Source organism: Microbacterium sp. SS28 (assembly GCF_022761035.1).
GTDB lineage: Bacteria > Actinomycetota > Actinomycetes > Actinomycetales > Microbacteriaceae > Microbacterium.
Window position 1 is genome coordinate 25,180 of sequence record NZ_JAKWJP010000002.1, and the last position, 20,689, is coordinate 45,868.

At 69.1% G+C, this 20,689-nt stretch carries 21 protein-coding genes; 17 read left to right on the forward strand and 4 right to left on the reverse strand.

Going from position 1 to position 20,689, the window contains the following annotated elements; all coding sequences use genetic code 11:
• Nucleotides 1–26 precede the first annotated feature (26 nt).
• From MJ607_RS05400 to MJ607_RS05455, 12 genes are all read left to right on the forward strand, one after another.
• Entirely contained in the window at nucleotides 27–1,655 is a 1,629-nt protein-coding gene (locus MJ607_RS05400; protein ID WP_243074556.1) for an ABC transporter substrate-binding protein, read from the forward strand.
• 164 nt (nucleotides 1,656–1,819) lie between these two features.
• Nucleotides 1,820–2,746 (forward strand): ABC transporter permease, encoded by a 927-nt coding sequence (locus MJ607_RS05405; RefSeq protein ID WP_243074557.1) that lies wholly within the window; start codon nucleotides 1,820–1,822, stop codon nucleotides 2,744–2,746.
• Nucleotides 2,739–3,689 (forward strand): ABC transporter permease, encoded by a 951-nt coding sequence (locus MJ607_RS05410; RefSeq protein WP_243074558.1) that lies wholly within the window; start codon nucleotides 2,739–2,741, stop codon nucleotides 3,687–3,689. Before MJ607_RS05405 ends, MJ607_RS05410 begins: the two co-directional genes overlap by 8 nt.
• On the forward strand, nucleotides 3,686–5,353 hold the full coding sequence (locus tag MJ607_RS05415) for an ABC transporter ATP-binding protein (protein WP_243074559.1): 1,668 nt from the start codon (nucleotides 3,686–3,688) through the stop codon (nucleotides 5,351–5,353). The genes MJ607_RS05410 and MJ607_RS05415 overlap by 4 nt, the downstream gene beginning before the upstream one ends.
• Nucleotides 5,350–5,931: a PH domain-containing protein gene (locus tag MJ607_RS05420; RefSeq protein WP_243074560.1), complete on the forward strand. Its 582-nt coding sequence runs from the start codon at nucleotides 5,350–5,352 to the stop codon at nucleotides 5,929–5,931. The genes MJ607_RS05415 and MJ607_RS05420 overlap by 4 nt, the downstream gene beginning before the upstream one ends.
• 127 nt (nucleotides 5,932–6,058) lie before the next feature.
• Nucleotides 6,059–7,969 carry a translational GTPase TypA gene (gene typA, locus MJ607_RS05425; protein WP_243074561.1) on the forward strand — a complete coding sequence of 637 codons (1,911 nt, stop codon included), beginning with the start codon at nucleotides 6,059–6,061 and terminating at the stop codon, nucleotides 7,967–7,969.
• A 137-nt stretch (nucleotides 7,970–8,106) separates the two neighbouring features.
• Nucleotides 8,107–8,892, forward strand: a complete 786-nt coding sequence (locus tag MJ607_RS05430) for an AzlC family ABC transporter permease (RefSeq protein WP_374238033.1) — start codon at nucleotides 8,107–8,109, stop codon at nucleotides 8,890–8,892.
• Nucleotides 8,889–9,203: an AzlD domain-containing protein gene (locus MJ607_RS05435; protein ID WP_243074563.1), complete on the forward strand. Its 315-nt coding sequence runs from the start codon at nucleotides 8,889–8,891 to the stop codon at nucleotides 9,201–9,203. The genes MJ607_RS05430 and MJ607_RS05435 overlap by 4 nt, the downstream gene beginning before the upstream one ends.
• A gap of 26 nt (nucleotides 9,204–9,229) precedes the next feature.
• Complete coding sequence (locus MJ607_RS05440; protein ID WP_243074564.1) at nucleotides 9,230–9,637, forward strand: DUF6113 family protein; 408 nt, start codon at nucleotides 9,230–9,232, stop codon at nucleotides 9,635–9,637.
• Nucleotides 9,638–9,646: 9 nt separating this feature from the next.
• Nucleotides 9,647–9,967: a ferredoxin gene (gene fdxA, locus MJ607_RS05445; RefSeq protein ID WP_243074565.1), complete on the forward strand. Its 321-nt coding sequence runs from the start codon at nucleotides 9,647–9,649 to the stop codon at nucleotides 9,965–9,967.
• Nucleotides 9,968–9,969: 2 nt separating this feature from the next.
• Nucleotides 9,970–11,076, forward strand: coding sequence for a succinyldiaminopimelate transaminase (gene dapC, locus MJ607_RS05450; RefSeq protein ID WP_308193804.1), 1,107 nt, complete (start codon nucleotides 9,970–9,972; stop codon nucleotides 11,074–11,076).
• A 202-nt stretch (nucleotides 11,077–11,278) separates the two neighbouring features.
• A complete protein-coding gene (locus MJ607_RS05455) occupies nucleotides 11,279–12,574 on the forward strand; it encodes a citrate synthase (protein WP_243074566.1) in 1,296 nt (431 codons plus the stop codon).
• A 28-nt stretch (nucleotides 12,575–12,602) separates the two neighbouring features.
• Here MJ607_RS05455 and ppk2 read toward each other — a convergent pair whose 3' ends face one another.
• On the reverse strand, nucleotides 12,603–13,412 hold the full coding sequence (ppk2, locus tag MJ607_RS05460; protein ID WP_243074567.1) for a polyphosphate kinase 2: 810 nt from the start codon (nucleotides 13,410–13,412) through the stop codon (nucleotides 12,603–12,605).
• Between the two features lie 113 nt (nucleotides 13,413–13,525).
• Between ppk2 and MJ607_RS05465 the strand changes: the two genes are divergently transcribed.
• Entirely contained in the window at nucleotides 13,526–15,136 is a 1,611-nt protein-coding gene (locus tag MJ607_RS05465; RefSeq protein ID WP_243074568.1) for an L-lactate permease, read from the forward strand.
• Between the two features lie 30 nt (nucleotides 15,137–15,166).
• Here the strand turns inward: MJ607_RS05465 and MJ607_RS05470 are convergent, their stop codons facing one another.
• Both MJ607_RS05470 and dapD read right to left on the reverse strand, forming a co-directional pair.
• The gene (locus tag MJ607_RS05470; protein ID WP_243074569.1) at nucleotides 15,167–15,844 is read right to left on the reverse strand and encodes a hypothetical protein; all 678 of its coding nucleotides are present in this window, start codon (nucleotides 15,842–15,844) and stop codon (nucleotides 15,167–15,169) included.
• 83 nt (nucleotides 15,845–15,927) lie between these two features.
• The gene (dapD, locus tag MJ607_RS05475) at nucleotides 15,928–16,884 is read right to left on the reverse strand and encodes a 2,3,4,5-tetrahydropyridine-2,6-dicarboxylate N-succinyltransferase (RefSeq protein ID WP_243074570.1); all 957 of its coding nucleotides are present in this window, start codon (nucleotides 16,882–16,884) and stop codon (nucleotides 15,928–15,930) included.
• A 64-nt stretch (nucleotides 16,885–16,948) separates the two neighbouring features.
• Between dapD and dapE the strand changes: the two genes are divergently transcribed.
• The 3 genes from dapE (at nucleotide 16,949) to MJ607_RS05490 (ending at nucleotide 19,497) form a co-directional block, all read left to right on the forward strand.
• On the forward strand, nucleotides 16,949–18,025 hold the full coding sequence (dapE, locus tag MJ607_RS05480; RefSeq protein ID WP_243074571.1) for a succinyl-diaminopimelate desuccinylase: 1,077 nt from the start codon (nucleotides 16,949–16,951) through the stop codon (nucleotides 18,023–18,025).
• Nucleotides 18,007–19,245, forward strand: coding sequence for a hypothetical protein (locus tag MJ607_RS05485; RefSeq protein WP_243074572.1), 1,239 nt, complete (start codon nucleotides 18,007–18,009; stop codon nucleotides 19,243–19,245). The genes dapE and MJ607_RS05485 overlap by 19 nt, the downstream gene beginning before the upstream one ends.
• Nucleotides 19,246–19,323: 78 nt before the next feature.
• Nucleotides 19,324–19,497: a DUF3117 domain-containing protein gene (locus MJ607_RS05490; protein WP_108594776.1), complete on the forward strand. Its 174-nt coding sequence runs from the start codon at nucleotides 19,324–19,326 to the stop codon at nucleotides 19,495–19,497.
• An 87-nt stretch (nucleotides 19,498–19,584) separates the two neighbouring features.
• Here MJ607_RS05490 and MJ607_RS05495 read toward each other — a convergent pair whose 3' ends face one another.
• Nucleotides 19,585–20,220, reverse strand: a complete 636-nt coding sequence (locus tag MJ607_RS05495) for an O-methyltransferase (protein ID WP_243074573.1) — start codon at nucleotides 20,218–20,220, stop codon at nucleotides 19,585–19,587.
• 74 nt (nucleotides 20,221–20,294) lie between these two features.
• On the opposite strand from MJ607_RS05495, the gene MJ607_RS05500 reads away from it, so the two are divergent.
• Nucleotides 20,295–20,675 carry a Sec-independent protein translocase TatB gene (locus MJ607_RS05500; protein ID WP_243074574.1) on the forward strand — a complete coding sequence of 127 codons (381 nt, stop codon included), beginning with the start codon at nucleotides 20,295–20,297 and terminating at the stop codon, nucleotides 20,673–20,675.
• Nucleotides 20,676–20,689: the final 14 nt, after the last annotated feature.

Below are 20,689 nucleotides of genomic sequence, written 5' to 3' on the forward strand. Positions count from 1 at the left end.
ATCTGAAACTCTTCAACGGAGGAACTGTGAAGCGCAACAAGATCGCCCTTACGGGCCTGGTGCTGCTGGGTGCCAGCGGGCTCGTGCTCGCCGGCTGCTCGAACAGCGGAGGCACGGAAGCGACGGAAGAGCCCTCGGGCGCAAGCACCGCGATCATCACGGCGGACGGCACGGAGCCGGAGAACCCGCTCCTCCCCGCCGGCACCAATGAGGTCGGCGGCGGCAAGATCCTCGACTCGATCTTCGCCGGGCTCGTTTACTACGACGGCGAAGGCAAGGCCGTCAACGACATGGCAGAAGAGATCACGGTCGACGACGAGGACACCCTCACTGTCAAGCTGAAGGAGGGTCAGACCTTCAGCGACGGCGAAGAGGTCACGGCCGACAACTTCACCGAGGCCTGGAACTTCGGCGCGCAGCTCTCCAACGCGCAGCAGAACCAGTCGTGGTTCTCTGACATCGTGGGCTTCAGCGCCGACGCCGATTCCGAGCTCACGGGTCTCGAGGTCGTGGACGACTACACGTTCACCATCAACCTCAGCTCGCCCGTCGCGGCCGACTTCGCGCTGCGTCTCGGCTACTCGGCGTACTACCCGCTCCCCGACGTCGCGTTCGACGACATCGAGGCCTTCGGCGAATCGCCCATCGGCAACGGCCCCTACAAGCTCGCGTCCGAGGACGCGTGGCAGCACGACGTCCAGATCGACCTCGTCAAGAACGAGGACTACGCGGGTGGACGCCAGGCGCAGAACGGCGGCGTGACGTTCGTCTTCTACGCGACGCAGGATGCCGCGTACGCCGACCTGCTCGGCGGCAACCTCGACGTCCTCGAGGGTGTCCCGCCGGTGGCGCTGCCCACATTCGAGTCCGACCTCGGTGACCGCGCGGTCAACCAGGCCGCCGCGATCTTCCAGTCGTTCACGATCGCGCAGAACCTCCCGCACTTCTCGGGCGAAGAGGGCAAGCTGCGTCGTCAGGCGATCTCGCACGCGATCAACCGCCCGGAGATCACCGAGACGATCTTCAGCGGCACGCGCACGCCGGCCTCCGACTTCACGTCGCCGGTCATCGACGGCTGGTCGGACTCGGTCGAGGGCGCGGACGTCCTCGAGTTCGACGCCGACAAGGCGAAGGAACTGTGGGCCGAGGCCGACGCCATCTCGCCGTGGAGCGGTTCCTTCCAGATCGCGTACAACTCGGACGGCGGCCACCAGCCGTGGGTCGACGCTGTGTCGAACTCGATCAAGAACACGCTCGGAATCGACGCGTCGGGTGCTCCCTACGTCGACTTCGCGTCGCTGCGTCAGCAGGTCAACGACCGCACGATCCAGACCGCGTTCCGCACCGGTTGGCAGGCCGACTACCCGGGTCTGTACAACTTCCTCGCGCCGATCTACGCGACGGGCGCAGGCTCGAACGACGGCGACTACTCGAACCCCGACTTCGACGCGCTGCTGGCAGAAGGCGCTTCGGCCGACAGCCTCGAGGCCGCGAACGAGAAGTACGTGGCCGCGCAGGAGATCCTGTTCCAGGACCTCCCCGCGATCCCGCTGTGGTACTCGAACGTCACGGGCGGCTACGGCGAGTCCGTCGACAACGTCGTGTTCGGCTGGAACTCGGTTCCGCTGTACTACCAGATCACCAAGAGCGAATAAGCTCGGCTTGATCGCACCCGCGAGGCGGTGACGATTCGTCACCGCCTCGCGGTATGCCACCAGGGCGTCGCGATGCGTGACCCACGCATCAGGCGCCCATAACTGATGTCGCAGCCTCCTGTAACCACCGGGGGAGCGGCATCCCTCAGCCGGAGGGAGAACGGATGTACGCCTACATCCTCAAACGCCTGCTGCAGGTGATCCCCGTGTTCTTCGGGGCCACTCTGCTCATCTACTTCATGGTCTTCTCAATGCCGGGAGACCCGATCGCCGCCCTCTTCGGCGACAAGCCGCCGAGCCCTCAGCTTCTCGCCGAGCTCCGCGCGCAGTACCACCTCGACGACCCGTTCATCGTCCAGTACTTCTACTACATGGTGGGCATCTTCCAGGGCAACATGGGGGTGACCTACTCCGGTCAGCAGGTGACCGACGTCCTGGCCCGCACGCTTCCCGTCACGGCCCGCCTCGCGATCATGGCGATCGCGATCGAGTTCACCCTCGCGATCGTGATCGGCACCATCTCGGCACTCCGCAAGGGCAAGCTCTTCGACAACGTGTCACTCGTGATCTCGCTCATCTTCGTGGCGATCCCGATCTTCGTCATGTGCTTCGTGGCGCAGTACTTCCTGGCGATCCAGTGGGGTCTGTTCAAACCCACCGTCGGGGCCCAGAACGACTGGAACGATCTCTGGCTTCCCGCGCTCGTCCTCGGCGTGAGCCTCTACGCGACGAGCATGCGCCTCATGCGCGGCTCGGTCATCGACACGCTCAACCAGGACTGGGTGCGCACGGCGTACAGCAAGGGCCTCTCGCGCACGCGCGTCGTGCCCGTGCACACGCTGCGCAACTCCCTCATCCCGGTCATCACGAACAGCGCGACGAACTTCGGCGTGCTGCTCGTCGGTGCGACCGTCACCGAGGCCATCTTCAACGTGCCCGGCGTCGGCAACACGCTCTTCCGCGCGACGCAGGCGCACGAAGGCCCGACGATCGTCTCGTTCGTGACCGTCTTCGTCATCATCTACGTCCTGGTCAACCTCGCGGTCGACCTCTTGTACGGACTGCTCGACCCGAGGATCCGCTATGTCTGATCAGCCGCGCTCCGCCGACCACTTCGTCGCACCCATCAAGGAAGCCACGCTCACGGTCGATGCCGTCAAGGTCTCGGGCGCCAAGCCCCGCAGCCTCTGGTCCGAGGCCTGGCACGACCTCCGCAAGCGCCCGACCTTCTGGATCGCGCTGCTCATGGTCTTCATCGTCCTGCTCATGGCGGTCTGGCCGACGCTGTTCACGCAGACGCCGCCCAACGACGAGTGCTTCCTCGCCAACAGCAACGGCGGACCTGCGCCAGGGCATCCGCTCGGCTTCACATTCCAGGGCTGCGACATCTGGGCGCGCATCGTGTGGGGCGCCCGCACGTCGCTGACCGTCGGCATCCTCGCGACGATCATCGGCTCGACGCTCGGCCTCATCATGGGCGCCTTCGCAGGGTTCTACGGCGGCTGGCTCGACGGCCTGCTCTCGCGCGTCGGCGACATCTTCTTCGCGATCCCCTACATCCTCGCGGCGGTCGTCGTGATGACGGTCTTCTCGCAGTACCGCACCCCGCTGACCCTCGCGTTCGCGATCGGCGGGTTCGCATGGGCCTCGACGGCGCGCGTCGTGCGCGCCGAGGTGCTCCGCGTGCGGCAGTCCGACTTCGTGACGGCGTCACGGGCGCTCGGTCTGACGCGCTTCCAGACGCTGCTGTCGCACGTCGTCCCCAACTCGATCGCTCCGCTCATCGTCATTTCGACGCTGGCCCTCGCGGGTGCGATCGTCGCAGAGGCGACGCTCACCTTCCTCGGTGTCGGACTCGGCAGCAGCGTCATGTCGTGGGGCAACGACATCAGCCAGGCGCAGGCCTCGCTGCGTGTCGCCCCCATGGCCCTCATCTATCCGTCGATCGCGCTCACTCTCACGGTTCTCGCGTTCATCGTGCTGGGCGAGCTCATCCGAGATGCCCTCGACCCGAGAGCGAGGGCCCGCCGATGAGCGCCACCGTCTCCACGCCCCTCGTCAGCGTCCGCGATCTGAAGATCGCGTTCGAGTCGCAGTCCGGTTCGCGAGAAATCATCCATGGGATCGACTTCGACATCTACCCCGGCGAGACGATCGCGATCGTCGGCGAGTCCGGTTCCGGCAAGTCGACGACCGCCTCCGCGATCATCGGCCTCCTGCCCGGAACCGGCCACGTCACGAACGGGACGATCACGCTCGACGGCCGCGACCTCACGGCGCTGACGTCGCGTCAGATGGAGTCGGTCCGCGGTCGCGAGATCGGCTACGTCCCGCAGGACCCGATGTCGAACCTCAACCCGGTGTGGAGCATCGGCTTCCAGGTCAAGGAGACCGTTCGCGCGAACGGCATGGCCACGAGCAAGAAGGACGTCGAGGCTCGCGCCATCGAGGTGCTCAAGCAGGCCGGCCTCGCCGATGCCGAGAAGCGGATGAACCAGTATCCGCACCAATTCTCGGGCGGCATGCGTCAGCGCGCGCTCATCAGCATCGGCCTCGCCGCCGACCCTCAGCTGCTCATCGCCGACGAGCCGACGTCGGCTCTCGACGTCACGGTGCAGCGCGTCATCCTCGACCACATGGCGAAGCTCACGAAGGAGAAGGGCACCTCGGTGCTCCTCATCACGCACGACCTCGGCCTGGCTGCCGAGCGTGCGGAGCGCATCATCGTCATGAAGGACGGCGAGATCGTCGAGGCGGGCCCGAGCCGGCTCATCCTCGAGAACCCGATCCACCCGTACACGCGCCGTCTCGTCGCGGCCGCCCCGAGCATCGCGTCCCAGCGCATCCAGGCCGTCGTCGAGGATCGCGGGATCGTGACATCCGACGACCTCGCCGATGTGCCCCCGACGCTCCGCGTCCGCGATCTCACCAAGGACTACACCATCCGTCTCGGTGGATTCCGCAGCGAGCCCTTCCGCGCCGTCGACAACGTGTCGTTCGACGTGCACAAGGGCAAGACGCTCGCGATCGTCGGCGAGTCCGGATCGGGCAAGTCGACCATCGCGAAGATGGTGCTCAAGCTCGAGGACCAGACCTCCGGCACGATCGAGATCGACGGCCGCGACACGGCGAAGCTCTCCAAGCGCGAGACGTTCCAGATGCGCAGCCGCATGCAGCCGGTCTTCCAGGATCCGTACGGCTCCCTCGACCCGCTCCGCAACATCGCGAACACGATCGCCGAGCCGCTCGCCATCCACAAGGTGGGCGACCGGGCGTCGCGGCGCGAGCGTGTGAGCGAGCTGCTCGACCAGGTCGCGCTGCCGCAGGAGATCGCGACCCGCTATGCGAACGAGCTCTCGGGTGGCCAGCGTCAGCGCGTCGCGATCGCGCGTGCCCTCGCGCTCAAGCCCGACATCGTCGTGCTCGACGAGGCGGTGTCGGCGCTCGACGTGCTCGTCCAGGACCAGATCCTGAAGCTCCTCGCGGATCTCCAGGGCGAACTCGACCTCACGTACCTCTTCATCACGCACGACCTCGCCGTCGTGCGCGTCGTGGCGGACGAGGTCGTGGTCATGGAGCGCGGCAAGCTCGTCGAGAAGGGCACGGTCGACGAGATCTTCAGCAACCCGACCGAGACCTACACGCAGCGACTCCTCGACGCGATCCCCGGAGCCTCGATTCCGCTCGGCGGCCGATGAGTCAGACGCCCCACGGCGGCGGCGCGCGGATCCATCGCGCCGTCTCGGCGACGATCGGCATGATCGTGTCCGCCGCCGTGGCGGTGTTCCTCCTCGTCGACGCCTTCTGGCGCGGCGGATTCGTCCAGGGCATGCTGCTTACGCCGTGGGTGCTCCTGGCGGTGTGGGCCGTGTACGTGTTCGCCTACGCGCCGCACGTGCGGACGGATGCCACAGGCCTCCGCCTGCACAACGTGCTGCGGATCGCCGACATCCCGTGGGGCCGGGTCGCGGCGATCGCGCTGCGCTGGCAGGTCGAGGTGACCCTCACCGACGGGCGCGTTCTCAAGGCGTTCGGAGGCCCGACGCAGGGACGGCCGCGCAAGCCACGACGGGAGACGCCGGAGTCTGATGCTCCCGCTGTGCCGTCCGCGGTCCGCGACATCGCCTTCATCCAGGAGGAGTGGGAGCGGGCGCAGGAGCGCGGAACGGGCGATGCCCCCGTGCGGATCCGTCCCGATGTGCCCGCGCTGGTCGCCCTCTTCGCGATCCTCACGTGGACGCTCACGAGCCTCCTGATCGTCTCGCCCTGGGCCTGATCCGGGCGGCGGCTCTCCGCCGGGCGAGCGCCTGGCGGACAATGCCCAGGCAGTCCCGGTAAAGTGGGAGGGCCGGACCCTGCACAGGGGCCGATGCCCCACAACTCCCACCGCAAGGATTACCCTCATGGCGCGCGCCCTCCGTCCGGACCTCCGAAACGTCGCGATCGTCGCGCACGTCGACCACGGCAAGACGACGCTCGTCGACGCCATGCTCCGCCAGACCGGCTCGTTCGGTTCGCACGAGCACATGGAAGAGCGCGCGATGGACTCGAACGACCTCGAGCGTGAGAAGGGCATCACGATCCTCGCCAAGAACACGGCGATCACGTACAACGGCGTCCACAGCGATGTCCCGGTGACGATCAATGTCATCGACACCCCCGGTCACGCCGACTTCGGCGGCGAGGTCGAGCGTGGCCTGTCGATGGTCGACGGCGTCGTGCTGCTCGTCGACGCGAGCGAGGGCCCCCTCCCGCAGACGCGCTTCGTCCTGCGGAAGGCGCTCGAGGCGAAGCTTCCCGTCATCCTCCTGGTCAACAAGACCGACCGCCCCGACGCGCGCATCGCCGAGGTCGAGGAGGAGGCGCACGACCTCCTTCTGGGTCTCGCTTCCGACCTCGTCGACGACGTCCCCGACCTCGACGTCGACGCTCTGCTCGACGTGCCCGTCGTGTATGCGAGCGGACGCGCAGGCGCGGCATCCCAGAACCGTCCCGCCAACGGCGAGCTCCCCGACAACGAGGATCTCGAGCCCCTGTTCGAGGCGATCCTCAAGCACGTCCCCGCGCCGGAGTACGACGACGAGGCGCCGCTGCAGGCCTGGGTCACGAACCTCGACTCCTCGCCCTTCCTCGGCCGCCTCGCGCTGCTGCGCGTCTTCAACGGCACGCTCAAGAAGGGGCAGACGGTCGCCTGGGTGCGTCACGACGGCACCACGAGCAACGCGCGCATCACCGAGCTTCTCAAGACCCGCGCGCTCGAGCGCTACCCCGCCGAGAGCGCAGGGCCCGGCGACATCGTCGCCATCGCGGGCTTCGACGACATCACGATCGGCGAGACGATCGCCGACCCCGAGGACGTGCGACCGCTGCCGCAGATCCACGTCGACGACCCCGCGATCTCGATGACCATCGGCACCAACACCTCGCCGCTCGTCGGCAAGGTCAAGGGCCACAAGCTCACGGCGCGCATGGTCAAGGACCGCCTCGACCGCGAGCTCGTCGGCAACGTCTCGCTCAAGGTCGTCGACATCGGCCGCCCCGACGCGTGGGAAGTGCAGGGCCGCGGCGAACTCGCTCTCGCGATCCTCGTCGAGAACATGCGACGCGAGGGCTTCGAGCTCACGGTCGGCAAGCCGCAGGTCGTCACGAAGCGGGTCGACGGCAAGGTGCACGAGCCGTTCGAGCACCTCACGATCGACGCGCCGGAGGAGTACCTCGGTGCGATCACGCAGCTCATGGCGACCCGCAAGGGGCGCATGGACAACATGACCAACCACGGCACCGGCTGGGTGCGCATGGAGTTCGTCGTCCCCTCGCGCGGCCTCATCGGCTTCCGCACCGAGTTCCTGACCACGACGCGCGGCACGGGCATCGCCAACGCGATCTCGCACGGCTACGAGCCGTGGGCGGGGCACATCGTGACGCGCCAGAACGGCTCGATCGTCGCCGACCGCTCGGGCGTCGTCACCCCCTTCGCAATCATCGCGCTGCAAGAGCGCATGTCGTTCTTCGTGCAGCCGACGCAGGAGGTCTACGAGGGCATGGTGATCGGCGAGAACTCGCGCGCCGACGACATGGACGTGAACATCACGAAGGAGAAGAAGCTCACCAACATGCGCTCTTCGACCTCCGACACGTTCGAGTCGATGACGCCTCCGCGCCAGCTCTCGCTCGAGGAGAGCCTCGAGTTCGCGCGCGACGACGAATGCGTCGAGGTCACGCCCGAGATGGTCCGCATCCGCAAGGTCAACCTCGACGCCACCGAGCGCGCCCGCGCCACGTCGCGGCTCAAGCGCCAGGACGCCGGTGCCTGACGCGCTGATCCAGCGCCACAGCGCATGAATGACGGCGGGATGCTGCATCCCGCCGTCATTCGCGCTTTCCGGGCCGGCTCCGCCGATCATGGCGGACAGACGGCCACGGATGGCAGGGCGGCCCGCATGCCCGCGCGATGCCGGTCGGTAGGCTCGAGCGGGTGAGCCTGACGCCCCACTTCGACGACGCCCACGCGTCCGGCGAGGGGCGCAGGGCGGGACGCCAGGGCCTCGGGGTGGCGCTCGCGACGAGCGCGTACGGCATCTCGTTCGGGGCTCTCGCGGTGGCCGCCGGTCTCGACGTCTGGCAGACGTGCGTCCTGAGCCTCCTGATGTTCACGGGCGGCTCGCAGTTCGCCTTCGTCGGCGTCATCGGCGCGGGCGGCCTCGCGGCGGCACCCGCCGCCATCGCCTCGGCGGCGCTCCTCGGCGTACGCAACGCCGCCTACGGCATGCGCATGTCGCCCGTCATCGGCGGCGGCTTCTGGAAGCGCGCCGCCGCGTCGCAGTTCACGATCGACGAGTCGACCGCCGTCTCGCTCGCGCAGAGCACGCTTCACGCGCGCCTCGTCGGCTTCTGGGTCACCGGCCTCGCGATCTACGTCGGCTGGAACATCTCGACGCTCGCGGGAGCGCTGCTCGGCGACGTCCTGGGCGATCCGAAAGCGTGGGGATTGGATGCCGCCGCCGCCGCCGCCTTCCTCGCACTGCTCTGGCCGCGCCTGCGCCGCCGGCAGGCCATCGTCGTCGGCATCGCGTCGGCCGTCGTCGCGACGGTCCTCACGCCCGCCCTCATCCCGGGCGTGCCCGTGCTCATCGCGGCCGTCGTCGCGATCGTCGTCGGGTGGTTCAACTGGCTGGGCAGCGACGCGGTCGCTCCCGCCGAGCCCGCCGACGTCGCCGAGCGGGAGGGGCTGCCGTGACGCTGTGGACGGCGATCCTGGTCGCGTCGATCATCTGCGTCGCGTGGAAGACGCTCGGCTACCTCATCCCTCCGAAGGTGCTCGAGGCGCCCCGACCCGCGCGCATCGCGGATCTGCTGACGGTGTCGCTTCTCGCGGCGCTGGTCGCGGTGCAGACGCTCGGGGTGGGCCAGGCGATCGTCGTCGATGCCCGAGTTCCCGCCGTGATCGTCGCGGCAGGCCTCCTGATGCTGCGGGCGCCGTTCCTCGTCGTCGTGGCTGCGGCAGCCCTCGTCGCGGCGCTGCTGAGGCTGTGGGGCTGGGCAGCCTGACCGGCGGCCGCCGGTAGAGTCGACGGGTGCGCTCCTCGGTACTGACTCGGATCACGACGTGGATCGTCGCCTTCCTGGTGGGCGCCGTCTACGGCCTCGCCGGCACGATCGCGCACACCTTCGCGCTCGGCTGGTTCCCGCTCGGGCTCATCCTCGCGATCATCGGCAGCGCCGCGATGCTCGTCGCCGTGCGCATGCTCACAGCGGATCGCTGGGCGGCTCTTGCGACAGGGCTGGGCATGATGGCCTCGACGCTCGTCTTCTCCGGCCGCGGGCCCGGCGGCTCCGTCATCGTCGCGCAGGCACCCGAGGGGCAGTTCGACGCCGGCGTCGTCTGGACGATCGCCGTACCCCTGCTGGTGGCCCTCGTCGTCGCCTGGCCGGACCTCTCGAAGCTCCGTCCGCCGAACTCGACCCCCGCACGAGAGAACTAGACTGGCACCGTGACGTATGTGATCGCCCTCCCGTGCGTGGATGTCAAAGACCGCGCCTGCATTGACGAGTGCCCGGTCGACTGCATCTACGAGGGCGACCGGTCGCTCTACATCCACCCCGACGAGTGCGTCGACTGCGGCGCCTGCGAGCCGGTGTGCCCCGTCGAGGCGATCTACTACGAGGACGACCTGCCCGAAGAGTGGCAGGACTACTACAAGGCCAACGTCGAGTTCTTCGACGACATCGGCTCGCCCGGCGGCGCGGCCAAGGTCGGCGTGATCCACAAGGACCACCCCGTCATCGCCGAACTCCCCCCGCAGGAACACTGATCGTGGGGGTCGCCGACCTCGCCGACTACCCCTGGGACGCCGTCGCACCCTACGCGGCGCGCGCGAAGGCCCACCCCGGCGGACTCGTCGATCTCTCGATCGGCTCACCCGTCGACGCGACGCCCGCTGTCATCGCCGAGGCGATCTCGCGCGCGACCGACGCGCACGCGTATCCGCAGACCGTGGGCACCCCCGCGCTGCGCGAGGCCGTCGCGGACTGGTATGCGCGCCGTCGCGGAGTGCCGGGGCTGACGCCCGATCACGTGCTTCCGACGATCGGCTCGAAGGAGCTCGTCGCGCTGCTGCCGCTCCTGCTGGGTCTCGGTCCCGGCGACGTCGTCGTGCACCCGCGAGCCGCGTACCCGACGTACGAGGTCGGTGCGCGACTCGTCGGCGCCACGCCGCTCGCCTCGGACGATCCGGGGGAGTGGCCCGCCGATACCCGTCTCGTCTGGATCAACTCGCCGGGCAACCCCGACGGACGCGTTCAGGATGCCGCCGACCTGCGCATCGCCGTCGCGCGTGCGCGCGAGCTGGGCGCCGTCCTCGCGTCCGACGAGTGCTACGCCGAGCTCGGCTGGGAGTCGCCGTGGGATGCGCAGCCGATCCCGTCCGCGCTCGATCCGCGCGTCGTGGGCGACGATCTCTCGGGCGTGCTGTCGGTGTACTCGCTCAGCAAGCAGTCCAACCTCGCGGGTTACCGGGCCGCCTTCATGGCCGGCGATCCCGCGCTCATCGCACGGCTGCTGACTCCCCGCAAGCATCTCGGGCTCATGCTGCCCGCCCCTGTGCAGGCCGCCATGGTCGCTGCCCTCACCGACGACGCCCACGTCGCTGAGCAGAAGGAGCGGTATCGCGCGCGACGCGACATCCTCAAGCCGGCCGTCGAGGCCGCGGGGCTCCGCATCGACCGCAGCGAAGCCGGTCTGTATCTGTGGGCGACCGAGGACCGCGACGCGTGGGAGAGCATGGGCCGCCTCGCCGACCTCGGCATCCTCGCGGGACCCGGGCACTTCTACGGGGAGCATTTCACGCGGCACATCCGGCTCTCGCTCACGGCGAGTGACGAGCGGGTCACCGCCGCGGCCGAACGACTCAGCGCACGCTGACGCATCAGCACGCCGCATCCGTCGTATTCCTCCATTGGATGCCGCGATCCTTTGGCGGTGTCAGAGCTAGGACTCGGCGGCTACTAGGCTGTAACGCGCGTGGCGACGGCATCTGTCCCCGCACTTGAAGGCTCTCGAGGGCATCATCAGCCCGACTGGAGCCGAGAATCCCGGGATCGAACCGCTATCGCGAGGAGGCGCCGTGACGGACGCGAACACGCAGCAGAAGGCCACACTGACCATCGGGGATCGCACCGCCGAGTTCCCCCTGCTGCGCGGGACCGACGGCACTCCGACCGTCGACATCTCGACGTTCACGCGCCAGACGGGCCACACGACCCTCGACTACGGATTCGTCAACACGTCGGCGACGAAGTCCGCCATCACTTACATCGACGGCGACCAGGGCATCCTGCGCTACCGCGGCTACCCGATCGAGCAGCTCGCGAAGAACAGCACCTACCTCGAGGTCGCCTGGCTGCTCATCTACGGCGAGCTGCCCACGGCCGACGAGCTGGCCGCCTTCGACGACCGCATCCGTCACCACACGCTCCTGCACGAGGATCTCAAGCGGTTCTTCTCGGGCCTCCCGTCATCGGCACACCCCATGTCGGTGCTCTCGTCCGCCACGGCGGCGCTCTCGACCTACTACGAGCACTCGTCCGATCCGTCGAACCCCGAGCACGTCGAGCTCACGACGATCCGCATGCTCGCGAAGCTCCCGGTCATCGCGGCGTACGCGCACAAGAAGAGCATCGGCCAGGCGTTCCTGTACCCCGACAACTCGCTGAGCTTCGTCGACAACTTCCTCAAGCTCAACTTCGGCGTGCTGAGCGAGGTCTACGAGATCAACCCCGTGATGTCGCGCGCACTCGAGCGGCTCCTCATCCTTCACGAGGACCACGAGCAGAACGCGTCGACCTCGACCGTGCGGCTCGTCGGCTCGACCGGCGCGAACCAGTTCTCGTCGATCTCGGCCGGGATCAACGCCCTCTACGGCCCGCTGCACGGTGGAGCGAACGAGGCGGTCCTCGAGATGCTCGGCCGCATCCACGAGTCGGGCGAGTCCGTCCAGCGCTTCGTCGAGCGGGTCAAGAACAAGGAGGACGGGGTCAAGCTCATGGGCTTCGGCCACCGGGTCTACAAGAACTACGACCCGCGTGCGCGCCTCGTCAAGGAATCCGCCGACGAGGTGCTGCGCGAGCTCGGCGTCCACGACCCGCTGCTCGACCTCGCTCAGGAGCTCGAGCAGGTCGCCCTCGAGGACGACTACTTCCGCGAGCGCCGTCTGTACCCGAACGTCGACTTCTACACGGGCGTCATCTACAAGGCGATGGGCTTCCCCACGCGCATGTTCACGGTGCTGTTCGCGATCGGCCGGCTGCCCGGCTGGCTCGCGCAGTGGCGCGAGGCAGTGAGCGACCCGCAGACCAAGATCGGCCGTCCGCAGCAGCTCTACATCGGCGCTCCCCAGCGCGACTACCCCGGCGCCGTCTGACCGGAACCACGAGCCCGCCTCCCGCGCGTCAGGGGGCGACCTCGCGCAGGCGCTCCGCGGCGTAGTCGGGCACGTAGTTCTCGAGGTTGCGCGGCGGACGCTCGTAGCCCTTCGAGGGGGGCCGTGACGGGATCTCGACCTCGGGACGCTTGACGATCTCGTACGGGATGCGCGAGAGCAGGTGCGCGATCATGTTGATCCGGCTGCGTCGCTTGTCGATCGACGGCACTTCGAACCAGGGCGCCTCGGGGATGTCGGTGTGGACGAACATCGTGTCCTTCGCGCGGGAGTAGTCCTCCCACCGCGTGATCGACAGCACATCGTTGGGGCTGAGCTTCCAGCGCCGCATGGGGTCCTCGCTGCGTGAGCGGAACCGGGCCTCCTGCTCCTGCGGAGAGACGCTGAACCAGTACTTGAGGAGCACGACCCCGTCCTCGACCAGCATCCGCTCGAAGATCGGCGCCTGGTGCAGGAAGCGGTGGTACTCGACGTTCGTGCAATAGCCCATGACGTGCTCGACGCCCGCCCGGTTGTACCAGGAGCGGTCCATGAGCACGATCTCGCCCGCGGCCGGCAGGTGCGGGACATAGCGCTGGAAGTACCACTGCGTCCGCTCCCGCTCGGTGGGAGCGGGGAGGGCGACGACCCGCGTGACGCGGGGATTGAGGAATTCCGAGACGCGCTTGATCGTCGAGCCCTTGCCCGCGGCATCCCGGCCCTCGAAGATCACGACCACTCGCGCACCCGCGCTCTGCACCCACGCCTGCATGTCGACGAGCTGGGCCTGGAGGCGCCGCAGCTCCTTCTCGTAGAACTTCTTGGGCAGCTCTGGACTCATGTGACCTCCCTGGTCACCCCGAGCATAGGGTCCCTCTCGCGCCACGGCGAAGGCACTCGCTAGGGTGTGCCGTGTCGACTCGCCTCGGGCGGTCGCGGATCGGAGATGCGACGATGTGGACTCAGCCGGCCGATCCGATGGGGGTGCTGTGGCTGTCGGCGCTCGTCGCCGTCATCCCGATCGCCCTGTTCCTCGTGCTGCTGGTCGTCTTCAAGCTGTCCGGCATCGTCGCGGCGCTCATCTCGGTCGCCGCGGAGATCGTCGTGGCCCTCTGGGCGTTCGGGATGCCGGCGACGGCGATCGCCGGGGCGGGGTTCTATGGCTTCCTCAATGCGCTGTGGCCCATCTCGTACATCATCGTGATGGCGGTCTGGCTGTACCGCCTCGCCGTCGCGAGCGGGCATTTCGCCGTCATCCAGGATTCGATCGGCTCCGTCACGGCCGACCAGCGCATCCAGGTGCTGCTCATCGCGTTCGGATTCGGCGCCTTCCTCGAGGGGGCGGCGGGATTCGGGGTGCCGATCGCGATCTGTGCCGCGCTCCTCGTGCAGCTCGGCTTCCGTCCCGTCAAGGCGGCGATGATCTGCCTCGTCGCGAACGTCGCTGCCGGCGCGTACGGCGCGATCGGCATCCCGGTCATCGTCGGCGCGCAGGTCGGCGGAGTCGACGTCCAGGACCTCTCGCGCACGCTCGTGCTGCTCCTGCAGCCGCTCACGTTCCTCGTGCCGTTCCTGCTCGTCATGATCCTGGACGGCTGGCGGGGCCTGCGTGAGACGTGGCTCGCGGCGCTCACGGTGAGCGTCGCCTTCAGCGCCGTGCAGGGCGGCGCGCTGTGGTTCCTCGGCCCCGAGCTCGCCGATCTCGGCGCGGGCATCGCCGCGATGGGCGCCGTCGTGCTGCTCGGCCTCGTCTGGAAGCCGAAGCGGATCTTCCGCGAGGGCGGCGGCGAGCCGCCCGTCCTTCCGCGCCACACCGTGCGCGAGATCGCGACGGCATGGAGCCCGTTCTACATCCTGACGGGGTTCATCCTCATCTGGTCGCTCCCGTGGTTCAAGGACCTCTTCGCGCCGGAGGGGCCGCTCGCGTGGGCGGTGTTCACCTTCTCGATCCCAGGGCTCACCGACGCCGTCGAGACCGCGGAGGGCGTCGCCGTGACGCAGACGTGGGCGTTCACGCCCCTCAACGCGACCGGCACAGCGATCCTCCTCGCCGCGATCGTGGCCTCGCTCTCGATGCCCAAGCTCACGACGCGGCAGGTGTGGTCGGAGCTGCGCGAGACCGTGCGCGACCTGTGGCGTGCGATCGCGCTCATCGCGCTGATCCTGATCCTCGCGAACATCGCGAACTACTCGGGCGGGTCGGCCGTCATCGGCTCGGCCCTCGCCGCGGTGGGGCCGATCTTCCCGCTCGTCGCGCCCATCATCGGCTGGTTCGGCGTCTTCATCACGGGATCGGTCGTCAACAACAACACCCTGTTCGCGCAGCTGCAGGTGACGACGGCGAAGCACATCGGCGTCCCGCCGACACTGCTCATCGCCGCCAACACGGCGGGCGGCGCGACGGGCAAGGTCATCTCCCCGCAGTCCATCGCGATCGCGGCGGGCGCCGTCGGGCTCTCGGGACGGGAGTCCGAGATCCTGCGGGCGGCGATCTGGTACAGCCTCGGGATGCTGGCCTTCATCTGCGTCTGGACCTACGGACTCTCGACGCTGCTTCCCGCGTGAGGCGCCCGTCCCGCAGGGCCGGAGAAGGGGTCAGTCCGCGTCCTCACGCTGCGCGGCATCCGCGTACGTCTTCCACACCTCGCCGAAGAACAGCGTGCCGAAGCGCGCCATCGCCGCGGCGCCGCCCGGCCCCGTCGTGCGGAAGGTCGTGAGCTGCTTCGCGAAGTCGAGGGGGAGGATGCGCAGGATGCCGGCACCCCGCACGCGCGGATCGTCGACGGCGAGATGCCCGGACTCGGCGCCCGCGTCTCCCGGCGGGACGTGACCGTCCAGGAGCTGCACGAACAGCGTCGTGGTGTCCTCCCAGATGTCGAAGCCCGGATCGTCATGGACCTCCTTGACACCCATGACCGTGACCGGCTCCGCGCTGTCGGGGCTCAGCCAGAGCCGGTACAGCATCCGGCGGTCCTTGGACCCGTCGCCCGTTCCCGTGAAGAGGTTCACCCAGCCCTGGTCCACCGGCACGCGACCGCCGAGCGCGTCAGCCTCGACGTAGCCGGACGCAGTCCCGGCGTGGGTCGGGTCGGCCGCGAAGACGTCGATGTCGGCGGCTTCGACCGTCAGCTCGAACATGAACTTCTCGTCGCCGTCGCGGGCCTCGTCGTATGCCAGGCGCGGGTCCGCGGCATCCAGAGTCACGAAGCCCTTCATCTGCTCCGTGAAGCGCACCGAGGTCGGCTCGGTGCGGGTCGGTTCATCGGCGGGCATGGCGTCTCCTTCGATCGCGGCACCGCGTGCGCGGCCGGCGAGGCTCATCATGGCACGCGCCGACCCGCGAGGGAACGCGCGACTCAGGCGTGCAGCGCCTCGTTGAGCGTCACGCCGACGCCCGCGCGGCGCACCGCCTCGATCGCCCCCGTGAGGGAGTTGCGGCGGAAGAGGATGCCGTTCCGTCCGGAGAGCTCGCCGCCCTTGACCGTGGGCCGCGAGCCGTCGCCGCGCGGAGGCTCGTCGACGAGGACGATCTTCGAACCCGCCGTGACGTAGAGACCCGCCTCGACGACGCAGTCGTCGCCGAGCGAGATGCCGACGCCCGCGTTGGCGCCCAGGAGCGTGCGCGCGCCGATCGACACGCGGTGCGCTCCACCGCCCGAGAGCGTGCCCATGATGGAGGCGCCGCCGCCGATGTCGCTGCCGTCGCCCACGACGACGCCCTGGGAGATGCGGCCCTCGACCATCGAGGTGCCGAGGGTGCCCGCGTTGAAGTTGACGAAGCCCTCGTGCATGACCGTCGTGCCGGGGGAGAGGTAGGCGCCCAGTCGGACGCGCGAGGCGTCGGCGATGCGCACACCCGGGGGCGTGACGTAGTCGAGCAGACGCGGGAACTTGTCGAGCCCCTGCACCTGGATGCCGTCGCGCTGGAGGAAGGGCCGCAGGCGCGTCAGGTCGTCGGGGTGGATGGGGCCTGCGCTCGTCCAGGCGACGTTCGGCAGGTGCGCGAAGATGCCCGTGAGGTCGACCTCGTTGGGCGCGACGATCCGGTGCGAGAGCGCGTGGAGGCGCAGGTAGGCGTCCGACGTCGAGGCCGGTGCGGCGTCGAGGTCGATCTCGAGAGCGACGACGTCGACCGTCACGGCGCGGCGCGGGTCGGGCACGGCGAGGTGCTCGAGCTGCGCGGGCGGGATCGCGGGATCGAAGCCGAGGGGGATGCGTCCTGCTGCGGGTTCGGGGAACCATGTGTCCAGGACCGTCCCGTCGGCCGCCGCCGTCGCGAGTCCGACACCCCACACCCACCGCTCATCGCTCATCCTCCAACGGTAGCGCGCCCGTCGGCCGGGCTCGTGCGAGAGAGCCCGTCGGTAGACTCGGGGGATGCCTGCGCTCGATCTGTCCGCGTCGTCCGTCGACCTCACCCGGACCATCTGCGACATCCCGAGCGTGTCGGGCGACGAGACGACCCTCGCCGACGCGATCGAGGACGCCCTGCGGGACCTTCCGCACCTCGAGCTGTACCGGGACGGCGACACGATCGTCGCCCGCACGAACCTCGGCCACGACCAGCGCGTCGTGATCGCCGGCCACATCGACACGGTGCCGATCAACGACAACGTGCCGACGCGTGACGTCGACGTCGACGGACGGGCCCACATCTGGGGCCGCGGAACCGTCGACATGAAGGCGGGGGTCGCAGTGCAGCTCAAGCTCGCCGCCGAGCTCGCCGACCCTCGCGTCGACATCACGTGGATGTGGTACGACCATGAAGAGGTCGACGCCGATCTGAACGGCCTCACGCGTCTCTCCGGGACGCGGCCCGACCTCTTCGCGGGCGACTTCGCGATCCTCGGGGAGCCGTCCGACGGCGCGGTCGAAGGCGGCTGCAACGGCAACCTGCGGGCGATCGTGCGCACCCACGGCGTGCGCTCCCACAGCGCGCGTGCCTGGATCGGCGAGAACGCGATCCACAAGGCCGCGCCGATCCTCACCCGCCTCGCGGAGTACCGGCCACGAGAAGTGCCCGTCGAGGGTCTCGTCTATCGCGAAGGCCTCAACGCCGTCCGCATCGGCGGGGGAGTCGCGGGCAACGTCATCCCGGACCTGTGCGAAGTCGAGGTGAACTACCGCTTCGCGCCGAGCCGCTCGCCCGAGGAGGCGACGCGGCACGTGCGCGATGTGTTCGCCGGGTTCGACGTCGAGGTCGTCGACATCGCCGCGGGTGCGCGTCCCGGCCTCGACGCCCCGCTCGCGCAGGAATTCGTCGCGGCCGTCGGTGCGGCGCCGCGCCCCAAATACGGGTGGACGGATGTCGCGCGCTTCTCCGCGCTGGGCGTGCCCGCGGTCAACTACGGCCCTGGCGACCCGCATCTGGCCCACCACGACGAGGAGCGCGTCCCGGTCGATCAGATCCTGGATGTCGAGCGCGGTCTGCGGGCGTGGCTGACGGCCTCCTGACGCCCGACGCCCGGCTGACGCTCTGGAAGCGGGCCGCGGGTCTTCCGGTCGCGGTGCGGATCGGCATCCTCTATGTCCTCGCGCGGCTCGTCACGACGGCCTTCTTCGCGATGGCCGCCGAGCTCGCGCCGTTCGGCTCGCGCTTCGGCGCGGATGCGACGCCCTCCGCCTTCGCGGCGGGCTGGGATGCCTGGTGGTACTGGTTCGTCGCCGGCTACGGGTATCCGACGGTCCTGCCGCTCACCGACGGAGGCGAGGTCGCCGAGAACGCGTGGGCCTTCATGCCCCTTTACGCATATGTCGCAGCCGGCGTCGGCACGGTGGTCGGCTCGTGGATCGCCGGCGCCGTGCTGGTGTCGCTCGTCGCGGGGTACCTGTCGTGCCTCGTGCTCTACCGGATGATGCGGATGCGCGGGGATGTCGCGATGGCGACCTGGGCCGTCGTCTTCTTCGCCGCGGCGCCGCTCGCGCCGCTCTTCCAGATCGGCTACGCCGAAGCGCTGTTCCTGCTGTGGCTCTTCCTCGCCATCTGGAGCGTCATGCGGCGCCAGTACGCGTGGCTGTACCTGCTCATCCCGCTCATGGGCTTCACGAGGCCCGGCGTCCTGGCCTTCGCGCTGTTCCTGGGGCTCCACGGCATCCTGCGCTGGTCGACCCGACGTCGCGACCCGCTGCCCGGGCGCGACGTCGTGAATATCGTTCTCCTCGGGGCGCTCGCCGCCGTCGTCGGCTTCGCCTGGCAGGTGATCGCGACGGTCGCGACGGGGGATGCCGGCGCCTACCTGTCCACCGAGCTCGCGTGGCGGCGCAACTGGATCGCCGACCCGCCCGAGGGCTTCGTCCCCTTCGAGGGCTTCCTGCTGGGCGCGCGGTTCTGGGCCGGTCAGTGGGGGATCCCGGAGGCTGCGGCGTACGTGGGGCTCGGCATCCTCGTGATCGGAGTCGCCGCGCTGCTGCTCTTCGAGCCGCACGTGAAGCGCCTCGGCGCCGACATAAGACTGTGGTCGGCGAGCTACCTCCTCTATCTGCTCGCGGTCTTCTTCCCCCAGTCCAGCATCTTCCGGCTGCTCGTCCCGATCTCGCCGCTGTGGGGGGCCGCTGCGGCGCCGCGCTCGACGCCGTGGCGCGTCGGCGTGCTCGTGGCGTGCCTGCTCGGGCAATGGTGGTGGATCTACACGATGTATGCCCTTGCGGGTACGGCATTGTGGACCATCCCCTGAGATGGGCGAGGTCGGCGGATTCGCGTCGGAGGTGCGGGATAGACTTGGACGCCAGACCTACGACGAAAGGGAGCCGCAATGGCAGCCATGAAGCCGAGAACCGGAGACGGGCCGATGGAGGCCGTAAAGGAGGGTCGTCTCATCATCGTTCGTGTTCCGCTCGAGGGTGGAGGACGCCTCGTCGTCTCGGTGAACGACGCTGAGGCCAAGGAGCTCTATGACGTGCTCAGCGGGGTCGTCAACCCCGCCTGACGCGTCTCGAACGTGCAACGGCCGGTCCTCGGACCGGCCGTTTGCGTTTCCCTGGGGCCCACTCGCACAGGGAGGACGATGGCGGACTCAGTCGCTCGCGACCGTCGTGAGCTGCAGCAGTCCCTCGCCGACGATCGACAGTGCGCCGATGACGGCGGGCGAGGCCTGCGTCTCCTGGATGAGCGAGCGGTACGCCGCCGTGACGGGATCGCGTCGCACGGGGTCGGCGACGGCACCGCCGCCGAGCACGCGAGGGACGAGGACCGTCCCGCCGGCGCGGACGAGCCGCAGCCCGTGCTCGACGTACTCGATGACCCCGTCCGGGTCTGCGTCGACGAGCACGATGTCGTACGAGGCCTCGTTCATGCGCGGCAGGACATCCGATGCGCGACCCGTGATGAATCGCGCACGCGCGGCCGGCACGCGGGCCTCGGTGAAGGACTGACGCGCTGCCGCGAGGTGCTCGGGCTCGCTGTCGATCGTCGTCAGCGTCGCGCGCGGCGCACCGCGCAGCAGCCAGAGGCCGGAGACGCCGGCACCCGTGCCGATCTCGACGATGTTGAGCGACTGCGACGCGGCGGCGAGAACGGCGCACTGGGCGCCCACTGCCGCGCTCACGGGAGCCGCGCCGAGCTCGAGCGCGTGGGCCCGGGCGCGCGCGATGTGCTCGGGTTCCACGATCGCCTCGTTCGCGAAGCGGTGGTTCGCGTCCTGCTCGCTCATTCGCATTCCTCCGCGGTCAGCCTACGCGGCGCCGGTGGAACGGCAGCGTCGGCACGCGGCGGTAGCCTGGGAGGGTGTTCTTCGGGGTGACGATGGAAAAGATCCTGGTGATCGCCGTCATCGCGGCACTCATCGTGGGTCCCGAGCGTCTGCCCCGCTACGCCGAGTCTCTCGCGCACTGGACGACTCGTGCCAGGGACTACCTGCGCACGGCCCGGTCGCGCGTCAAAGAGGAGATGGGCGACGACTTCTCGGACGTCGACTGGCGCACGCTCGACCCGCGCCAGTACGACCCGCGACGCATCATCCGCGAGGCGCTCCTCGATGACGCGCCAGTCCCCACCGTCCGTGCCGCCGCGGCGGGAGCGGCTATCGCGTCGACCGCCTCCGAGCCCCTCCGGCCCGCCGTCTTCCGCCCCGGCGAGACGCCCCCGTTCGACTCCGAGTCGACCTGACGGCTTCCCCGGTC